The sequence below is a fragment of the Longimicrobium sp. genome, assembly GCF_036399935.1.
Lineage (GTDB): Bacteria > Gemmatimonadota > Gemmatimonadetes > Longimicrobiales > Longimicrobiaceae > Longimicrobium.
Genome location: NZ_DASWMD010000021.1, coordinates 29793 through 49543 on the forward strand (window position 1 = coordinate 29793; position 19751 = coordinate 49543).

2 protein-coding genes are annotated in these 19751 nt (G+C 73.6%); both read right to left on the minus strand.

Annotation, left to right across the window (positions count from 1 at the left end; translation table 11 throughout):
* Positions 1-111 precede the first annotated feature (111 nt).
* A complete protein-coding gene (locus VGB24_RS07350; RefSeq protein ID WP_331072293.1) occupies positions 112-6690 on the minus strand; it encodes an amino acid adenylation domain-containing protein in 6579 nt (2192 codons plus the stop codon).
* A gap of 1 nt (position 6691) precedes the next feature.
* Complete coding sequence (locus VGB24_RS07355; protein WP_331072294.1) at positions 6692-19750, minus strand: amino acid adenylation domain-containing protein; 13059 nt, start codon at positions 19748-19750, stop codon at positions 6692-6694.
* Position 19751: the final 1 nt, after the last annotated feature.

The following is a 19751-nucleotide window of genomic DNA, read 5'->3' on the forward strand; positions in this document are numbered from 1 at the left end:
TTGGCTTGATGCCTCCCCGAAGCCGTCCCCGGCAAGCGGCGGCAAGCGGTGGGAGAGGGCTTTTCTACCGCGGCGCGGACGCCGGGGCGCACCGCTGCCCCACGCCCGCCCTCACGCCCCCTCCCCGATCTCCGCCAGCAGTGCCGCCACCTCCTCGTCGCTCAGCCCCTCCAGCTCCGCGAGCGCGTCGGCGATGGCGCCGCCGCCGCCGTCGTCCGCCGCGGCCACGGCGGCCTCGACCGCGGCGGCGAGCCCGGCGACGGTGGGGGTTTCGAAGAGCACGCGCAGGGGAAGCTCCACCTCCAGCCGCTGGGAGATGCGCGCCAGCACCTGCGTCGCCTTGAGCGAGTGGCCGCCGAGCACGAAGAAATCGGCCTCCACGCCCATGTTCTCCACGCCCAGCACCTCCGTCCAGATCTCCGCGATCACCCGTTCCGTGACCGTGCGCGGCTCCACCGGTGCGGCCGTGGAGGGCGCCTCCGGATCGGGGAGGGCGCGGCGGTCCACCTTGCCGTTGGGCGTCAGCGGGAGCGCTTCCAGCCACACGAAGGCGGAGGGCACCATGTATTCCGGCAGCAGCGCGCGGAGATGGTCGTGCATCGCCCTCGCCGCCGGCCGTTCGCCGGTGGAGGTGAGCCACGCCACCAGCCGCTTGGCGTCGACCTCCCCGCGCGCCATGACGATGGCCTCGCGGACGGAGGGGTGCCTGCCGAGCGCCGCCTCCACCTCGCCCAGCTCCACGCGAAAGCCGCGCACCTTTACCTGCTGGTCGGCGCGCCCCATCGGCTCGACCCCGCCGTCGGGGCGGTAGCGGCCCAGGTCGCCGGTGCGGTAGAGCCGGTCGCCCGCCCGATTGGTCCACGGGTTGGCCACGAAGCGCGACGCGGAGAGCTCCTCGTCGCCCAGGTAGCCGGCCGCCAGGTGCGGCGAGCGCATCCAGACTTCGCCCACCTCGCCGATCCCCGCGATCTCCCCCGCGGCGCTGCGCACCAGCAGCTGCACGCCGGGGATCCCGCGTCCCAGGGGGATGATCTCCTTCTGCTCGGACGCGGGATCGACCACGTGGTACGAGACGGCGCGCTGCGTCTCGGTGGATCCGTAGTAGTTGACGACGCGCAGGTTGGGCGCGAGCGCCGCCAGCCGCTGCACGTCGCCGCGGCGGAGGACGTCGCCCACGAAGAAGGCGCGGCGCAGCGAATCGATCCGCTCCCCCGCGGACGCGTCGGCCAGCAGCTGGCCCATCGCGGGGGTCAGGTGTGCCACGGTGACGCCCGCCTCGCGCATCCACCGGGCGAGGTAGCCGGGGGTGCCCGTCTCGTCCGGCTCCGGCGCCACGACGGCCGCGCCGAGCTGAAGGGGGGTGAAGACGTCGCGGTGCAGCGGGTCGTGCGCCAGCCCGGAAAGGAGGCTGAAGCGGTCCGAGGCGGAGAGGCCGAACTCCGCCGCCAGCCACGGCGTGAAGTGCGTGAGCGACGAGTGCCGCCCCATCACCGCCTTGGGCGTCCCCGTGGTCCCCGAGGTGAACGACAGGTACGCCAGCGTGTCCGCCCCGACGTCCACGTTCAGCGGAGCGCCGGCGGGATGGATGGCGTCCGCGGGCTCTTCGCTCCGCGGGTGGATGACGACGGTGGTGCGGACCGTCTCCCCCAGCGCGTCCAGCGCCTCGCGCGGCAGGTCGCCCGCGGCGCGGAGGTGGACGTGCGCGGCGGGGCGGGCGATGCGGACGTACTCGGCCAGGCGGGCGGCCGGATAGGCCGGATCGAGGACGAGGAAGGCCGCGCCGCTCTTCATCGTCCCCAGCAGCGCGCGCACCAGCGCGGCGCTCCGGTGGCCGGTGATCGCCACCACGTCGCCGTTTCCGACCCCCTGGCCGGCGAGCCCGCGGGCGATGCGGTCCGTCGCCGCGTGCAGCTCGGCGTACGTCCACCGGTCGCGTGGGTCCTCCACCGCCAGCGCGTGCGGCGTCTCCATCGCCCGCGCCGCGAAGACCTCGTGCACGGCGCCGCGCCACGTTTCGTCCAGCGGCGCGGCGGGGTCGGGAAGGACGCCCCGCGCCGCCTCCGTCGCCAGCGATAGTGCGCCCAGGCGGGTTTCCGGCGCGGCCGCGGCCTGGCGCAGCACGCCTTCCAGCTGCGCCAGCAGGCCGCGCATCCGCGGCGCGTCGAACAGGTCGGCGGCGTACACCAGGCTGACGAGGATCCCGCCGTTCCCCTCCCCCACGTACAGGGTGAGGTCGAACTTGCTGGTCACCTCGCTGGCCCCGCCGGCCCCCGCCACCTCGAGCCCCTCGGACTGGAAGCCGCCGTCCTGGAAGTTGGCGAGGTTGAGCATCACCTGGAACACGGGGGCGTGCGCCAGGCTGCGCTCCGGACGCACCTCCTCCAGCACGCGCTCGAAGGGGAGATCCTGGTGCGCGTACGCGTCCAGCGTGCTTTCGCGCACCCGCCCCAGCAGCTCGCGGAAGCTCGGGTCGCCCGACAGGTCGGTCCTGAGCGCCAGCGAGTTCAGGAACAGCCCCACCATCCGGTCCGTCTCCGCCCGCGTCCGCCCCGCGATCGGGGTCCCCACCACGACGTCCTCCTGCCCGGCCAGGCGTCCCAGCACCACGTCGAGCGCGGCGAGAAGGACCATGAACAGCGTGGCGCCCTCGCGGCGGGCCAGCGCCTGCACCTCGGCCGTCAGGCCGGGCGGCACGAACAGGTGCTCGATCCCGCCGCGGTGCGATTCCGCCGGCGGGCGGGGACGGTCCGTCGGCAGCTCCAGCAGCGCCGGAGCGCCCTCCAGCGCCTGCCGCCAGAACGCCACCTGCCGCTCCAGCGCGGCGCCGGACAGCCGCTCGCGCTGCCAGACCGCGTAGTCCGCGTACTGCAGCACGGGCTCCGCCAGCGGCGACGCCTCACCGCGCGAAAACGCACCGTACAGTGCGGACAGCTCCTCCACCAGCACCCCCAGCGACCACCCGTCGCTGACGGCGTGGTGGATGTTCAGGAGGAGCAGGTGCTCGTCGTCGGCCACGTGGACGAGCGACGCGCGGAAGAGCGGCCCGCGCGCCAGGTCGAAGCGGTGCCGCGAGGCCTCGGCCTCCAGGCGCCGGGCCTCGGCCCGCCGCTCTTCTGCCGGCAGGTGCCGCAGGTCGGCGACCGGCAGGTCGAAGGCGGCCGGGGCCGGGGCGATCCGCTGCATGGGGACGCCGTCCACCGCCGGCAGCGTCGTGCGCAGCGGCTCGTGGCGGCGCACCATCTCGGCCAGCGCGCGGTGGAGCGCGTCGTCGTCGAAATGGCCGGTGATGCGGTACGAGAACGGCATGGCGTACACCGGGCTCCCCGGGTCCAGCGCGTCCACGAACCAGAGCCGCTCCTGCGCGAACGTCACCGGCAGGTCGCCCTCGCGCACGGCGGGGGCGATGGCGTTCTCTCCGGCCGCCGCGCCGGTGCCGCGCAGACCGTCGACCTCCTCCGCGAGCTCGCGGAGGACCGGCCGCTCGAAGAGGGCGCGCAGCGGGAGCTCCACGCCGAACACCTCCCGCACCCGCGAGACCACCCGCGTGCCCAGGAGCGAGTGCCCGCCCAGCTCGAAGAAGCTTTCCTCCGCCCCCACACGCTCCAGGCGCAGCACCTCGGCCCAGATCCCCGCCAGCACCTCCTCGGTGGGCGTCCGCGGCGCGACGTACGTCTCCTCCGCCGACGTGAGATCGGGCGCGGGCAGCGCCTTGCGATCCAGCTTGCCGTTGGGCGTCAGCGGCAGCGCGTCCAGCACCACGAACGCCGCCGGAACCATGTACTCCGGCAGGGTGCGCCGCAGGTGCTCCCGCAACGCGTCCGCCTCCACGCCGCCGGCCACGTACGCCACCAGCCGCTGGTCGCCCGGCACGTCCTCGCGCGCCACGACCACGCAGTCGGTGACGTTCTCGTGGCCCCGCAGCACGGACTCGATCTCCCCCGGCTCGATCCGAAACCCACGGATCTTCACCTGCGCGTCCACGCGACCCAGGAACTCCAGCGTCCCGTCGGCCCGCCAGCGCGCCCGGTCGCCGGTGCGATACAGGCGTGCACCGCCTTCCGCCGAGAACGGATCGGGAACGAAGCGCTCCGCCGTCATTCCCGGGCGGCCGAGGTAGCCGCGCGCCACCCCCGCCCCGCCGATCAGCAGCTCGCCCGGAACGCCCGCCGGCTGCGGGCCGCCGAGCGCGTCGCAGACATACAGGCGCACGTTCCCCAGGGGACGGCCGATGGGGTGCCCCGCGACGATCCCGTCCTGCGGGACCGGGTGCGTGGAGGCCAGGATGGTCCCCTCGGTGGGGCCGTACAGGACGTGCGACGCCGCCGCGGGGAGCGCCTCGCGCATCTCCGCCAGCAGGTCGGCCGCCACCCGGTCGCCGCCCACGAAGGCGCGCCGCAGCCGCCCCAGCCGGGGCGTCTCGCGCTCGGCATGGACCACCTGCCGCATCAGCGCGGGGACCGCGTGCACGAGGGTGGCGTCCGCGATCTCCTGCACCAGCGCGGGCACGTCCATCACCCGCTCGCGCTGTACCAGGCGCACCGCCGCGCCGGAGGTGAGCGGCAGCAGCGCCTCGAAGAGCCAGATGTCGAAGGCGTACGACGCCAGCGCCGGCGTCACGTCGCCCTCGCCCACGCCGAACGCGTCGCGGGTGGCGGCCAGCAGGTTGGACAGCGAGCCGTGCTCCACCAGCACCCCCTTGGGGCGCCCGGTAGAGCCGGAGGTGTAGATGACGTACGCCAGGCTCGCATCGGACGCGGGCACCTCCGCCTCCGCCTCCGATGCGGGATCCGGAAGCTGGTCCACCCGCACGAGGATGGCTCCGTGCTCCGGCAGCACCCCGGCCGTCCCTCCCGTGGCGACCACCACCGGAAGCGCCGCGTCGGCGATGATCCAGCCCAGCCGCTCCGCCGGGTACCCCGGGTCCAGGGGGACGTAGGCGCCGCCCGCCTTCCAGATCCCCAGCACCCCCACCAGCAGCTCCGGCGTGCGCTCCATGCACAAGCCCACCGGCGTCTCGGGCCCCACTCCAAGGCTGCGCAGGTGCCCGGCGAGGACCGCCGCGCGCCGGTCCAGCGCGCCATAGGTCACGGCCTCGCGGCCGTCCAGGAGGGCGACGGCCTCGGGAGCACGGCGCGCCCACCCGGCGAAGAGCACGTGGGCCGGCGGCTCAGCGTATCCCCGCTCCGTGCGGTTCCACGCCTCCAGCACCTGCTCGCGCTCCGCCTTGCCGAGCAGTTCCAGCCGCGAGAGCCGCACGTCCGCATCCGCGGCCACCTGCTCCAGCACCCGTGCCAGGTGGCCGACCATCCGCACGATCGTGCCGCGCTCGAAGAGGTCGGTGCCGTAGTTCAGCTCGCCGCGCAGGCCCCGGCGCGTTGCCAGGAGGACCAGGGCCAGGTCGAACCTCGCGAAGGCGAAACCCGGCTCGCCCCCTTCGGTGCCCGACGCTGCCGCGCCACTTCCCGGCTCTTGCCCGGACACGCCATTTCCCGATTCTTCCACGTCGTCCAGCGTGAACGACACCTGGAAAAGCGGAGAGTGGCTCATGGAGCGCTCCGGCTGCAGCTCGGCCACCAGCTTTTCGAAGGGAAGCTCCTGGTGGTCGTACGCCCCCAGCATCACCTCCTGCACCCGCCGCAGCACCTCGCGGAAGCTCGGGTCTCCGCCCAGGTCGGTGCGCAGCACCAGGGTGTTCACGAAGAAGCCGATCAGCCCCGCGAGCTCATTCCTCGTCCGTCCGGCGATGGGGCTTCCCACGACGATGTCGTCGCTCCCGCTGTACTTCGACAGAAGCACCTGGAAGGCAGCCAGCACCACCATGAACAGCGTCGCTCCCTCGCTGCGCCCCACCGCCCGCAGCCGCTCCAGCAGCTCGGCGGGGAGCTCCACCGGCTCGCTCGACCCCTGGTGCGTCCGCACGGCCGGGCGCGGACGGTCGGTGGGCAGCTCCACCAGCTCCGGGGCTCCCGCCAGTCGCTCCCGCCAGTACGAGAGCTGCCGCTCCAGCAGCTCGCCCCGCAGGTGCTCGCGCTGCCAGACGGCGTAGTCGGCGTACTGCACCGGCAGCTCCGGCAGCGGCGAAGCCCGCCCCTCGTGGTACGCCGCGTACAGCGCCGACATCTCGCGGCCGAACACCTCCACGCTCCACCCGTCGCTGACGATGTGGTGAATCGAAACGAGCAGCACGTGATCCTCGGTGCCCAGCCGCAGCAGCACCGCCCGGAAGAGCGGCCCCGCCGCGAGGTCGAACGGCAGCATCGCCTCCTCGACGGCGCGGCGGCTCACCTCCGCCGCGCGCTCCGCCATGCTCAACCCCGACAGGTCCTCCACCGGCAGCGTGAAGCCGTCGAACGGCGCAATCACCTGCACCGGCGAGCCATCCACCTCGCGGAAGGTGGTGCGCAGCGCCTCGTGCCGCCGGACGATCTCGCCCAGCGCCCGCTCCAGCGCCGCTTCGTCCAGCCCCACGAGGCGCCGTTCCACGCCGAGGTTGTAGACGGCGCTCCCCGGCTCCAGCCGGTCGATGAACCAGAGCCGCTCCTGCGCGAAGGAAAGCGGAGCTCCATCGGGGTGGGCGCGGGGGACGATGCCCGACGAGCGGACCTTTCCCCTGAGCCTGGCCTCGATGAGCGCACGCTTGGCCGCGGAAAGCTCCGGGCGCGGAAGCTCCACCGTCTGGTCCGGGGCCATCTCAGGCTCCCGCAGCGGGGCTGGACCCGGCCAGCTGCTCGGCCTCGGATTCGGACATGGTGGCCACGTCCTCGTAGATCCTGCGCTCGATCTCTCCCGCCATGGCTTCCAGCGTGGGCATCGAGAACACGGTGCGGATCGAGATTTCCAGGTCGAAGGTGGCCTGGATCTTGGCGAGCAGGCGCATGATCAGCAGCGAGTGCCCGCCCAGGTCGAAGAAGCTGTCGTGCACGCCTACCCGCTCCAGGCGCAGCACCTCCACCCAGATCTCCGCCAGCACCTCCTCGACCGGGGTGCGCGGGGCCACGTACGTCGCCGCCGCCGACGCGAGCTCCGGCGCCGGCAGCGCCTTGCGGTCCAGCTTGCCGTTCGGGGTCAGCGGCAGCGCCTCCAGGGAGACGAAGGCAGCCGGCACCATGTACTCCGGCAGGCTGGCCCGCAGGTGCGTGCGCAGCGCCTCGGCCTCCGCTTCACCCACCACGTACGCCACGAGCCGCGTCTCGCCCGCGTCCGCGCGTGCCAGGACCACGCACTCGGCGACGCTCTCGTGCTGGCGCAGCACCGCCTCGATCTCGCCCGGCTCGATGCGGAAGCCGCGCACCTTCACCTGGAAGTCGGTGCGTCCCAGGAACTCCAGCGTCCCGTCGGCCTTCCAGCGGCCCAGGTCGCCGGTGCGGTACATCCGCGCGCCGCTTACCCCCGAGAACGGATCGGGGACGAAGCGCTCCGCCGTCAGCCCGGCGCGGCCCAGGTAGCCGCGCGCCACGCCGGCCCCGCCCACGTATAGCTCGCCCGCCACCCCCACGGGCGCCGGCTCGCCACGCGCGTCCAGGACGTAGATCCGCGCGTTGGCGACCGGCCGGCCGATGGCGGGCGGGCGGCCGTCCTCGGCCAGACACGGGTGCCAGGTCGAATCGATGGTCGCCTCGGTGGGGCCGTACAGGTTCACCACCTCGCCCACGCCCGCGGCGCGCGCCTCCTGCACCAGCGCCGCCGGAAGCGGCTCGCCTCCGCAGAAGAGGACGCGGCAGGGGAGCGAGCGGTCCGCCGGAAGCGCGCCGAGCACCGCCTGCAGAAGGGTGGGAACGAACTGCGCGACGGTGACCCCGCCCTCTTCGACGGCACGCCCGATGGCGCCCGGGTCTCTCGCCGCGTCGGACGAGAGGAGCAGCATCCGCGCGCCGGTGGCCAGCGGCGTCCACAGCTCCCACACCGACGCGTCGAAGGAGACGGACGTGCGCTGCAGCACCGTGTCGGCCGCGCCGATGCCGAACGCCGCGGCCTGCCACGCGGTGTGGTTCACCAGGCTGCGGTGCTCCACCATCACGCCCTTGGGGCGCCCCGTGGAGCCGGAGGTGTAGATGACGTACGCCAGGTGGCCGGGCGTGAGCCCCGCGAACGCGGGGTTCGTCTCCGGCCCGTCCGCCCACGCCGGGGCGGGCGCGTCGAGCTCCACCACCGGGAGGTCCAGCCCGGCGAACGTGCCGGCCAGCGACGACTGGGTGACGAGCGCCGCCGGCGCGCTGTCCTCCAGCATGGAGCGCAGCCGGCCGGCGGGGTACGCCGGGTCCAGCGGCACGTAGCCACCGCCCGCCTTGAGGATGGCCAGCAGGGCGGCGATCATCTCCGGGCCGCGCTCCACACAGATCGCCACGCGCGCGTCCGGCCCCACGCCGAGCCCGCGGAGGTGGTGCGCCAGCCGGTTCGCGCTCCGGTTCAGCTCGTCGTACGTCAGCGGGGAACCTTCGAAGACCACCGCCACGGCGCCCGGCGTGCGCGCCGCCTGCGCCTCGAAGAGCTGGTGGATGCAGGCACCCGCGGGATACTCCGCGTCCGTGCGGTTCCACTCCTCCAGCACGAGCGTGCGCTCCACCTCCGGCAGCACGTCGATGCCCCCGATCGCCCGACCGGGAGCAGTCTCCAGCGCCTCGACCAGCCGCTCCAGGGCCGTGTGCATCAGCCGGCACACCTGCATCGCCTCTGCCGGGGCCGCCACCTGCGCCGCCAGCGAGAACTCATCCCCCAGGTCGTCCACCGAGAGCACCACGGGGTAGTTCGTCCGCTCCTGTGCGTGAATGCCCCGCACGCCCTCCTCCGCCTGCCCCGCCTGCCCCGGCTGCCCCGCCCCTTCCTGCGAACGCTTCGGCGCGCCGCCGTGGCGGTAGTTCAGCAGCGAGGTGAACAGCGGCGCGGGTGCCGCCACGCCGCTGCTGCGCTGCGCCAGGGCCAGCGAGGCGTGCTCGTGCCGCAGCAGGTCCGCCAGCAGCGCGTGCGTGCGCCGCACCGCCGCCTCGGCCCCTTCCTCGCCCACCCCGATCCGCACCGGCAGCGTGTTGATCAGCGGGCCCATCACCCGCTCCGCGCCCTCGCCGCCCTGCATGCGGCCGAAGAGCAGCGTCCCGAAGACCACGTCGCTCCGCCCCGAGACCCGCGCCAGCACCTGCCCCCACGCCAGGTGGCACAGGCTCGCCGCGCTCACCCCCAGCGTCCGCGCCCGGCGGCGCAGCCGCGCGCTGAGGTCGCCCGCGACCAGGATCCGCGCCTCCCCGATCCCATGTCCCTCCCCCCACACGTCCAGCATCCCGTACGGCGCAGTCGGCTCCTCCACGTCGCCCAGCATCCCGCGGAAGAAGCGCTCGTGCTCCTCGCGGCTCACCCCCAGGCGGGCCTGCGCCACGTAGTTGCGGAAGGGCAGCGGCGCCGGCAGCTCCGACTCGCGGCCCAGCAGGTGCGCCGCGATCTCCTCCTGCTGCACCTCGTGCGAGGCGTGGTCGCTCATCAGGTGGTGCACGAGCATGAGCAGCAGCCAGCGGCCACGTACGCGGTCCTCGGCGATCACCGCCCGCTGCAGCGGCGCCCGCGTCACGTCCATCCGGTACCGCCGGGGATCGTAGCGCCGCCACAATTCCTCGGCCGGCCTGGCGCCGGCCCCCGCATCCAGCTCCACCTCCTCCACCGGCAGCGGTGCGTGCCGCAAGACCACCTGCACCGCCTCGCGCAGCCCCTCCCAGGCGATGGCCGTGCGCAGGACGTCGTGGCGGCCGATCACCGCCTGCAGTGCCGCCAGGTGCTGGTCCAGGCGCGCGCGGGTGTCGAACTCGCTCACGATGGACAGCAGGTACGGGTCGCCCTCCTCCGACATCAGGTGGTGGAAGAGGATCCCCTCCTGCAGCGGGGCGAGCGGGTAGATGTCCTGCACGTTCGCGGCTCCGCCCGGCACCTTCGCGACGATCCCGTCGATGTCGGCCTGGCTCAGCTCCACCAGCGGCAGCATGTCCGGGGTGATGGACGCGGCCCCCTCCGGGATCCGGTTCGCGGGAACCTCCACCTCCGAAGACGCCCCGCCCACGGCCAGGGCCAGCTCGGCCAGCACGGGCGTGGTGAACAGCACCCGCACGTCCATGTACAGCCCCACCCGCCGCATCCGCTCGATCAGCCGGATCGCCAGGAGCGAGTGCCCGCCCAGCTCGAAGAAGTGGTCCCACCGCCCCACCTTTTCCACGCCCAGCACCTCTGCCCAGATCTCCGCCAGCGCCGCCTCTATCTCTCCCAGCGGTGCCTCGTAGCTCCCCCGCCCGAACGCGGCCCCCTCCGGCGCGGGCAGCGCCTTGCGGTCCAGCTTGCCGTTGGGCGTGAGCGGCAGCCGCTCCAGCGTGACGAACGCCGCCGGCACCATGTACTCCGGCAGGCTTTCCCGCAGGTGCACGCGCAGCTCCTCGGCATCCACGCTCCCGATGACGTACGCCACCAGCCGCTGCTCGCCGGGCACGTCCTCGCGCACGATCACCCGCGCCTCCTGGACGTCGGCGTGGGCGGTCAGCGTCGCCTCGATCTCGCCCGGCTCGATGCGGAACCCGCGCACCTTCACCTGCTCGTCCACCCGGCCGATGAACTCCAGCCGCCCGTCCGCCTCCCACCGCAGCCGGTCGCCCGTGCGGTACATCCGCGCTCCCGGCTCCGTGGCGAAGGGGTCGGGAAGGAAGCGCTCCGCCGTCAGCCCCGGCCGATCCAGGTAGCCGCGCACCACGCCGTCGCCCCCCACGTACGCCTCGCCGGGCACACCCACCGGCGCCGGGTTCAGCGTGGAATCGAGGAGATAGATCCGCTGGTTCCCCGTCGGGCGGCCCACGGAAACCGTCAGCGCGTCTTCCGCCACCTGCGCCACCTGCTCCCACGAGCACCAGGCGGTCGTCTCGGTGGGTCCGTACACGTGCACGAGGCGCTCGGGACCGCCCGCCTTGAGCAGCCGGCGCACGCTGTCGGCGTCCGCCGCCTGCCCGCCGAAGAGCACGTCGCGCAGCGGCGCGAACACGTCGGGCTGCTCGCGCGAAAGCTGGTTCAGCAGCGCCGTCGTCTGGTAGAGCGTGGTGATGCGCTCCTCGCGCAGCATCTCACGCAGCGCGGCGGGCGAAAGGAGCACGTCGCGGGGAATTCCGACGAGCGTAGCGCCATTGAGGAACGCGCCCCAGGCCTCGAACGTCAGCGCGTCGAAGCTCGCGTTCGACGCCTGCGCCACGCGGTCGCCCGGGCGGATCTGGACGTAGTCGGTCTCCACGACCAGCTGCACCACGTGCCGGTGGGCCACCATCACGCCCTTGGGCTTGCCCGTGCTGCCGCTGGTGTAGACGATGTACGCCAGGTTCTCCGGCATCGCCCCGCTCCGCGGCGCCTCGGTGGACTCCGACGCGAGCACACCGGCGGCCTCGTCGAGCTGGACGACGTGCAGGCTGCCGCCCTCCACCACCCCCGCCAGGTCGCCGCGGGTGAGCAGCACCCGGACGCTGCTGTCGGCGAGCATCAGGCGCAGCCGCTCGGGCGGATAGCCGGGGTCCAGCGGCACGTAGCAGCCGCCCGCCTTCAGCACGGCCAGCATCGAGACGACGAGCTCCGCGCTCCGCTCCAGCAGCACGCCTACGCGGGAATCCGGGCCCGCGCCCAGGCCGGCGAGGTGATTGGCGAGCTGGTTGGCCCGCGCATCCAGCTCCCGGTAGGTCAGCGACTCCTCGCCCCAGACGAGCGCTACCGATTCCGGCCGCTCCCGCACCTGCGCGTCGAACAGCTCGTGGATGCACACGCCCCGCGGGTACGGCCGCTCCGTGCGGTTCCACTCCTCCACCACCTGCCGGCGCTCCGCCTCCGGCAGCACGTCGAGGCTCCCGATGGCCCGCCCGGGGGTGGCCTCCAGCGCCTCGACCAGCCGCTCCAGCGCCGTGTGCATGATCCGGCACACCCGCACAGCCTCCGCGGGGGCCGCCACCTGCGCCACCAGCGAGAACGCGTCCCCCATGTCGTCTACCGAGAGCACCACGGGGTAGTTCGTCCGCTCCTCGGCGTGAATGCTCCGCACGCCCTCCGCCGGCTGCCCAGCCTGCTCCCCCTGCCCCGCCCCCGCCTCTCCTGCCTGCGGCGAACGCCCGCCCATGCCGCTGTAGCGATAGTTCAGCAGCGAGGTGAACAGCGGCGCCGGTGCCGCCACGCCGCTGCTGCGCTGCGCCAGGGCCAGCGAGGCGTGCTCGTGGCGCAGCAGGTCCGCCATCAGGGCGTGCGTGCGGCGCACCGCGGCCTCCACCCCCTCCTCTCCCACGCCGATGCGCACCGGGAGCGTGTTGATGAAGGGGCCCATCACCCGGTCCGCCCCCTCGCCGCCCTGCATGCGGCCGAAGAGCAGCGTCCCGAAGACCACTTCGCTCCGGCCCGAGACCCGCGCCAGCACCTGCGCCCACGCCAGGTGGCACAGGCTCGCCGCGCTGACGCCCAGCGCCCGCGCCCGGCGGCGCAGCCGCGCCGCGAGGTCGTCGGCCACGGGAAGCCACGCCTCCCGGATCCCATGTCCCTCGCCCCACACGTCGAGCAGCCCGTACGGGGCCGTGGGCTCCTCCACGTCGCCGAGCAGCCCGCGGAAGAACCGCTCGTGCTCCTCGCGGCTCACGCCCAGCCGCGCCTGCGCCACGTAGTTGCGGAAGGGCAGCGGCGCCGGCAGCTCCGACTCGCGCCCCTGCAGGTGGGCCGAGATCTCCTCCTCCAGCACCTCCAGCGACTCGTGGTCGCTGGTCAGGTGGTGCCTGAGCATCAGCATCACCCACCGGCCCCGTACGCGGTCCTCGGCGATGCACGCCTGCAGCAGCGGCGCCCGCGTCAGGTCCATCTGGTAGTGCCGGGGGTCGTAGAGCCCCCACAGCTCCTCCGCCGGCCTGGCGCCGGGCCCCGAAGCCACCTCTACCTCCTCCACCCGCAGCGGCGCGTGCCTCCAGACGACCTGCACCGGCTCGGGCAGCTCCTCCCAGGCCATCGCCGTGCGCAGGATGTCGTGGCGGTCGATCACCGCCTGCAGTGCCGCCAGGTGCTGGTCCAGGCGCGCGCGGGTGTCGAACTCGCTCACCGTCGACAGCAGGTACGGGTCTCCCTCCTGCGCCAGCAGGTGGTGGAAGAGGATCCCCTCCTGCAGCGGCGCCAGCGGGTAGATGTCCTGCACGTTCGCCGCTCCGCCCGGCACCCCCGCCACGATCCGGTCGATCTCCGCCTGGCCCAGCTCCACCAGCGGCAGCATCTCGGGCGTGATGGAGTCGGCCCCCTCGGGGATCGCGTTCGCGGGGACCTCCACCTCCGTGGACGTGCCGCCCACGACCAGGGCCAGCTCGGCCAGCACCGGCGTGGTGAACAGGGCCCGCACTTCCATGTACAGCCCCGCCCGCCGCATCCGCTCGATCAGCCGGATCGCCAGGAGCGAGTGCCCGCCCAGCTCGAAGAAGTGGTCCCGCCGCCCCACCCGCTCCACGCCCAGCACCTCGGCCCAGATCTCGGCCAGCGCCGTCTCCACCTCTCCCAGCGGTGCCTCGTAGCTCCCCCGCGCGTACGCATCCCCCTCCGGCGCAGGGAGCGCCTTGCGGTCCAGCTTGCCGTTCGGCGTCAGCGGCAGCGCGTCGAGCGCCACGAACGCCGCGGGCACCATGTACTCCGGCAGCGACAGCCGCAGGCGGTCGCGCAGGGCCTCGGCCTCCGCATCGCCCACCACGTACGCCACCAGCCGCTGGTCGCCGCTCTCGTCATCGCGAACGACGACGGTGCAGTCCGCGACGCCGGGCGCGTCGCGCAGCGCGGCCTCGATCTCGCCCAGCTCGATGCGGAAGCCGCGGATCTTCACCTGCTCGTCGAGCCGGCCCAGGTACTCCAGCGTCCCGTCGGCCATCCACCGCACCCGGTCGCCGCTCCGGTACAGCCGGCCGGGGGCGAACGGGTCGTCCACGAAGCGCTCCGCCGTCAACTCCGGGCGGTTCAGGTACCCGCGTGCCACCCCCGCGCCGCCCACGTACAGCTCGCCGGGGATGCCGACCGGCAGCGGCCGCCGCGCCGGGTCCAGCACGTACAGCCGCAGGTCGGGGATCGCCCGCCCGATGGGGCTCCCCGATCCGCCGAACACGTCCTCGCGGCCCAGCGGCCGGTAGGTCACGTGCACGGTGGTCTCGGTGATCCCGTACATGTTCACCAGCCGCGGCGTGTCGATGCCGCGGCGCTCCACCCACTCGCGGAGGGAGGCGGGCTCCAGGGCCTCGCCGCCGAAGACCACCACCCGCAGCGCCAGCTCGCCGCCCCGCTGGCCGTCCGCGCGGATGAACTGGCGGAACGCCGAGGGCGTCTGGTTGAGGACGGTCACGCCCTCGCGCTGCACCAGCGCGTGGAAGGCTTCCGGATCGCGGCTCACGTCGAAGGGCACGACGATGACGCGCCCGCCGTGCAGCAGCGCGCCCCACAGCTCCCAGACCGAGAAGTCGAACGCGTAGGAGTGGAACAGCGTCCACACGTCGTCCGGGCCGAAGCCGAACCACGCATCCGTGGCGCTGAACAGGCGCGCGACGTTGCGGTGCTCGATCAGCGCTCCCTTGGGCGTGCCGGTGGAGCCGGAGGTGTAGATGACGTACGCCAGCGAATCCGGCCCCGCGCCGCTCTGCGGGTTCTCCGCGCTCTCCGCCGCGATCTCCGCCGCCGCGGAGTCCAGGCTCACCACCTGCACGCCCTCCAGCGCCGGGAGCGCGCCGCGCAGCGTTTCGCGCGTGAGCAGCACCGGCACGGCGGAGTCGGCCAGGATGAACGACAGCCGCTCGGCGGGATAGCCGGGGTCCAGCGGCACGTACGCGCCGCCGGCCTTGAGCACGGCAAGGATGGAGACGACCATCTCCAGCCCGCGCTCCAGGCAGATCCCCACCCGCACCTCGGGGCCCACGCCGCGCCGCCGCAGGGAGTGGGCGAGCTGGTTGGCGCCGGCGTTCAGCTCCGCGTACGTGAGCGACTGCTCCTGGAAGCGCACGGCCACCGCGTCCGGCGTGCGCGCCGCCTGGGCTTCGAACAGCGCGTGGATGGGCCGGTCGGCCGGATACTCCGCCTCGGTCCGGTTCCACGCCTGCAGCACCTGCTCGCGCTCCGCATCACCGAGCAGCTCCAGCCCCGAAAGCCGCACGTCCGCGTCGGCGGCCACCTGCTCCAGCACCCGCGCCAGGTGGCCGAGCATCCGCACGATGGTGCCGCGCTCGAAGAGGTCGGAGCTGTAGTTCACTCCGCCTCCCAGGCCCTGGGGGGTCGCCGCCAGCTCCAGGGAAAGGTCGAACTTGGCGTTCTCCATCGCCGCACCGATGCCGCCGACCCTCAGGCCCGCAAGCGCATCTCCTCCGCCCCCGCCTCCGCCCCCGGCGTTCTGAACCGTGAACAGCACCTGGAAGAGCGGAGAGTGGCTCAGGGACCTCTCCGGCTGCAGCTCGGCCACCAGCTTCTCGAAGGGCACCTCCTGGTGCGCGTACGCGCCCAGCGTCGCCTCGCGCACCCGCCGCAGCACCTCGCGGAAGCTCGGGTCTCCCGACAGGTCGGTGCGCAGCACCAGCGTGTTGACGAAGAAGCCGATCAGCTCCTCCACCTCCCCGCGCGTGCGCCCGGCGATGGGGCTTCCCACCACCACGTCCTCGCTCCCCGCGTACTTGCCCAGCAGCACCTGGAAGGCGGAGAGCAGCGTCATGTACAGCGTGGCGCCCTCACTGCGTCCCAGCGCCTGCAGCCGCTCCAGCAGCTCCAGGGAAAGCTCCACCGGCACCGACGCGCCCTGGAACGTCTGCACCGGCGGGCGCGGACGGTCCGTGGGCAGCTCCAGCAGCTCCGGCGCGCCGGCCAGCCGCTCGCGCCAGTACGCCAGCTGCCGGTCGAGCACCTCGCCCGCCAGCTGCTCGCGCTGCCACACCGCGTAGTCCGCGTACTGCACGGGCAGCTCCGGCAGCGGCGACTCACGCCCCTCGCGGTACGCCTCGTACAGCACCGAGAACTCGCGGGAAAGCACCCCGCTGCTCCACCCGTCGCTCACGATATGGTGCATGGACAGGAGCAGCACGTGCTCTTCGTCGTTCACCCGCAGCAGCGCCGCACGGAAGAGCGGGCCCGCGGCGAGGTCGAAGGGCCGGCGCGCCTCCTCGGCGGCGCGCCGCCGGACCGCCTCCCCGCGATCCGCCTCGCCCAGCCCCGACAGGTCCTCCACCGGCAGCGTAAAGCCGAGGAAGGGCGCGACCACCTGCACCGGCGAGCCGTCCACCTCGGCGAAGACGGTCCGCAGCACCTCGTGGCGGCGGACGATCTCGCCCAGGCTCCGCTCCAGCGCCGCCTCGTCCAGGACTCCCCCCAGGTGCCATGCCATGGGGATGTTGTACGTGGCGCTCCCGGGCTCCAGCCGGTCGATGAACCAGAGCCGCTCCTGCGCGAAGGAGAGCGGCAGCAGCCCCGTGCGGTCGGTCGGCACCACCGGCGGCAGCATCGGCAGCTCCGCGCGGCCCGTCCCCTCCACGCGCAGGGCCAGCTCCGCCACCGTGGGTCCCTCGAAGAGCGCGCGCAGCGGCAGCTCCACGCCGAACAGCTCGCGGACCCGCGAAACCACGCGCGTGGCCAGGAGCGAGTGCCCGCCCAGGTCGAAGAAGCTTTCCTCCACGCCCACGCGCTCCAGGTGCAGCACCTCGGCCCAGATCCCCGCCAGCACCTCCTCGGCCGGCGTCCGGGGCGCCACGTACCGGTCCGCCCCGGCCGCGTAGTCCGGCGCCGGCAGCGCCTTCCGGTCCAGCTTGCCGTTCGGGGTAAGCGGCAGCGCGTCCAGCGCCACGATCGCGGAGGGAACCATGTACTCCGGCAGGCTCCGCCGCGCGTGCTCCCGCAGCTCGTCGGTGGGAACGTCACCCACCACGTAGGCCACCAGCCGCTGCTCGCCGGCGTCCTCGCGCACCAGGACCGCGCACTCGCGCACGCCCTCGCGCTGCCGCAGCAGGGCCTCGATCTCCCCCGGCTCGATGCGGAAGCCGCGCACCTTCACCTGGAAGTCAGTGCGGCCCAGGAACTCCAGCGTCCCGTCCGCCCGCCAGCGCGCCCGGTCGCCCGTGCGGTACAGCCTCGCACCGCCCTTCGCCGAGAACGGATCGGGAACGAAGCGCTCCGCGGTCATCGCCGGGCGGCCCAGGTAGCCGCGCGCCACCCCCGCCCCGCCGATCAGGAGCTCACCCGGGATGCCCGCGGGCTGCGGGCCGCCGAGGGCGTCGCAGACGTACACGCGCACGTTCCCCAGCGGAGTGCCGATGGGGTGCCCGTACACGGTCCCGTCCACCGGCACCGGGTGCGTGGAGGCCAGGATGGTCCCCTCCGTGGGGCCGTACAGGACGTGCGACTCCGCCCCCGGAAGCGCCTCGCGCATCTCGGCCAGCAGGTCGGCCGCGACCCGGTCGCCGCCCACGAAGGCGCGACGCAGCCGGGCCAGCCGGGGCGCCTCGCGCTCCACGTGCACCACCTGCCGCATCAGCGCGGGAACCGCGTGCACGAGCGTAGCGTCGGCGATCTCCCGCACCAGCGCGGGCACGTCCATCACCCGCTCGCGATCCACCAGGCGCACGGCCGCGCCGGAGGTGAGCGGCAGCAGCGCCTCGAAGAGCCAGATGTCGAAGGCGTACGATGCCAGCGCCGGCATCACGTCGCCCGCGCCCACGCCGAACGAGTCGCGCGTGGCGGCCAGCAGGTTGGCCAGCGAGCCGTGCTCCACCAGCACGCCCTTGGGCTTGCCCGTGCTCCCCGAGGTGTAGATGACGTACGCCAGCCGCGCGTCGGACGCGGGCACCTCCGCCGCCGCCGCCGTCTCCGATGCGGGATCCGGAAGCTGGTCCACCCGCACGAGGGTGGCTCCGTGCTCCGGCAGCACTCCGGCCGTGCCCGCCGTGGCGACCACCACCGGGAGCGCCGCGTCGGCCATGATCCATCCCAACCGCTCCGCCGGGTATCCGGGATCGAGAGGGACGTAGGCGCCGCCCGCCTTCCAGATGCCCAGCACGCCCACCAGCAGCTCGGGGGTGCGCTCCATGCACAGCCCCACCGGGGTCTCGGGCCCCACGCCCAGCGCGCGCAGGTGCCGGGCGAGCACCGCCGCGCGACGGTCCAGCGCGCCATAGGTCAGGGCGTCGCGGCCGTGCAGGAGGGCGACGGCCTCCGGAGCACGGCGCGCCCACTCGGCGAAGAGCGCGTGGGCCGGCGGGTCGGCGGACTCGCGCTCCGTGCGGTTCCACTCCTCCACCACCAGGCCGCGCTCGTCCGCCGAGAGCAGCTGCAGCTGTGAGAGCCGCACGTCCGGGTCCGCGGCCACCTGCTCCAGCACCCGTGCCAGGTGGCCGAGCATCCGCACGATCGTGCCGCGCTCGAAGAGATCGGTGCTGAAGTTCAGTGCTCCGATCAGGCCGTGGCGCGTTCCTAGGAGGCCCAGCGCCAGGTCGAACTTGGCGACCGCGAAACCCGGGTCGAGCTCCGCGGTTTCCGACTCTGCCTCGCCGCTCGCCTTCTTTTCCTTGTCCGCGCCACTTTGCGCATCTTCCACGTCGTCCAGCGTGAACGACACCTGGAAGAGCGGGGAGTGGCTCATGGAGCGCTCGGGCCGCAGCTCGGCCACCAGCTTTTCGAACGGAAGGTCCTGGTGGTCGTACGCCCCCAGCGTCACCTCCTGCACCCGCCGCAGCACCTCGCGGAAGCTCGGGTCTCCGCCCAGCTCGGTGCGCAGCACCAGCGTGTTCACGAAGAAGCCGATCAGCCCCGCGACTTCGTTCCTCGTGCGCCCCGCCATGGGGCTTCCCACGACGATGTCCTCGCTCCCGCTGTATCTGGACAGCAGCACCTGGAAGGCGGCCAGCACCACCATGAACAGCGTCGCGCCCTCGCCCCGCCCCACCGCCCGCAGCCGCTCCAGCAGCTCGGCGGGAAGCTCCACCGGCTCGGTCGCCCCCTCGTGCGTCCGCACGGCCGGACGTGGACGGTCGGTGGGCAGCTCCACCAGCTCGGGGGCGCCCGCCAGGCGCTCCCGCCAGTACGAGAGCTGCCGCTCCAGCAGCGGGCCCCGCAGGTGCTCGCGCTGCCAGACCGCGTAGTCGGCGTACTGCACCGGCAGCTCCGGCAGCGAGGACTCCCGGCCCTCGTGGTACGCCATGTACAGCGCCGTGAGCTCGCGGAAGAACACCCCCATGCTCCACCCGTCGCTGACGATGTGATGCATGGAAAGCAGCAGCACGCGGCTTTCCTCGCCCAGCCGCAGCAGCGCCGCCCGGAAGAGCGGCCCCGCCGCGAGGTCGAACGGCAGCGCCGCATCTTCGGTGGCGCGGCGCGTCGCCTCGGCGTCGCGGTCCGCGGCGGGGAACCCGGAGAGATCGTCCACCCGCAGCGTGAAGCCGTCGAACGGCGCAATCACCTGCACCGGAGAGCCATTCACCTCGCGGAAGGTGGTGCGCAGCGCGTCGTGCCGCCGGACGATCTCGCCCAGCGCCCGCTCCAGCGCCGCTTCGTCCAGCGCGCCCCGCAGGCGCCATGAACCGGGGACGTTGTAGGCGGCGCTTCCCGGGTCCAGCTGGTCCAGGAACCAGAGCCGCTCCTGCGCGAAGGAGAGCGGAGCGCCGTCGGGGTGGGCACGGCGGACGATACCCGACGAGCGGACCTTCCCCCTGAGCATGGCATCGAGGAGCGCGCGCTTGGCGGCAGAAAGCTCCGGGCGGGGAAGCTCGGCCGTCTGTTCCGGGGCCATC

Bases quoted from the DNA above. Each gene is read 5' to 3' on its own strand.
- VGB24_RS07350 (WP_331072293.1), bottom strand. From the start codon at position 6,690: ATGGCCCCGGACCAGACGGTGGAGCTTCCGCGCCCGGAGCTTTCCGCG.
- VGB24_RS07355 (WP_331072294.1), bottom strand. From the start codon at position 19,750: ATGGCCCCGGAACAGACGGCCGAGCTTCCCCGCCCGGAGCTTTCTGCC.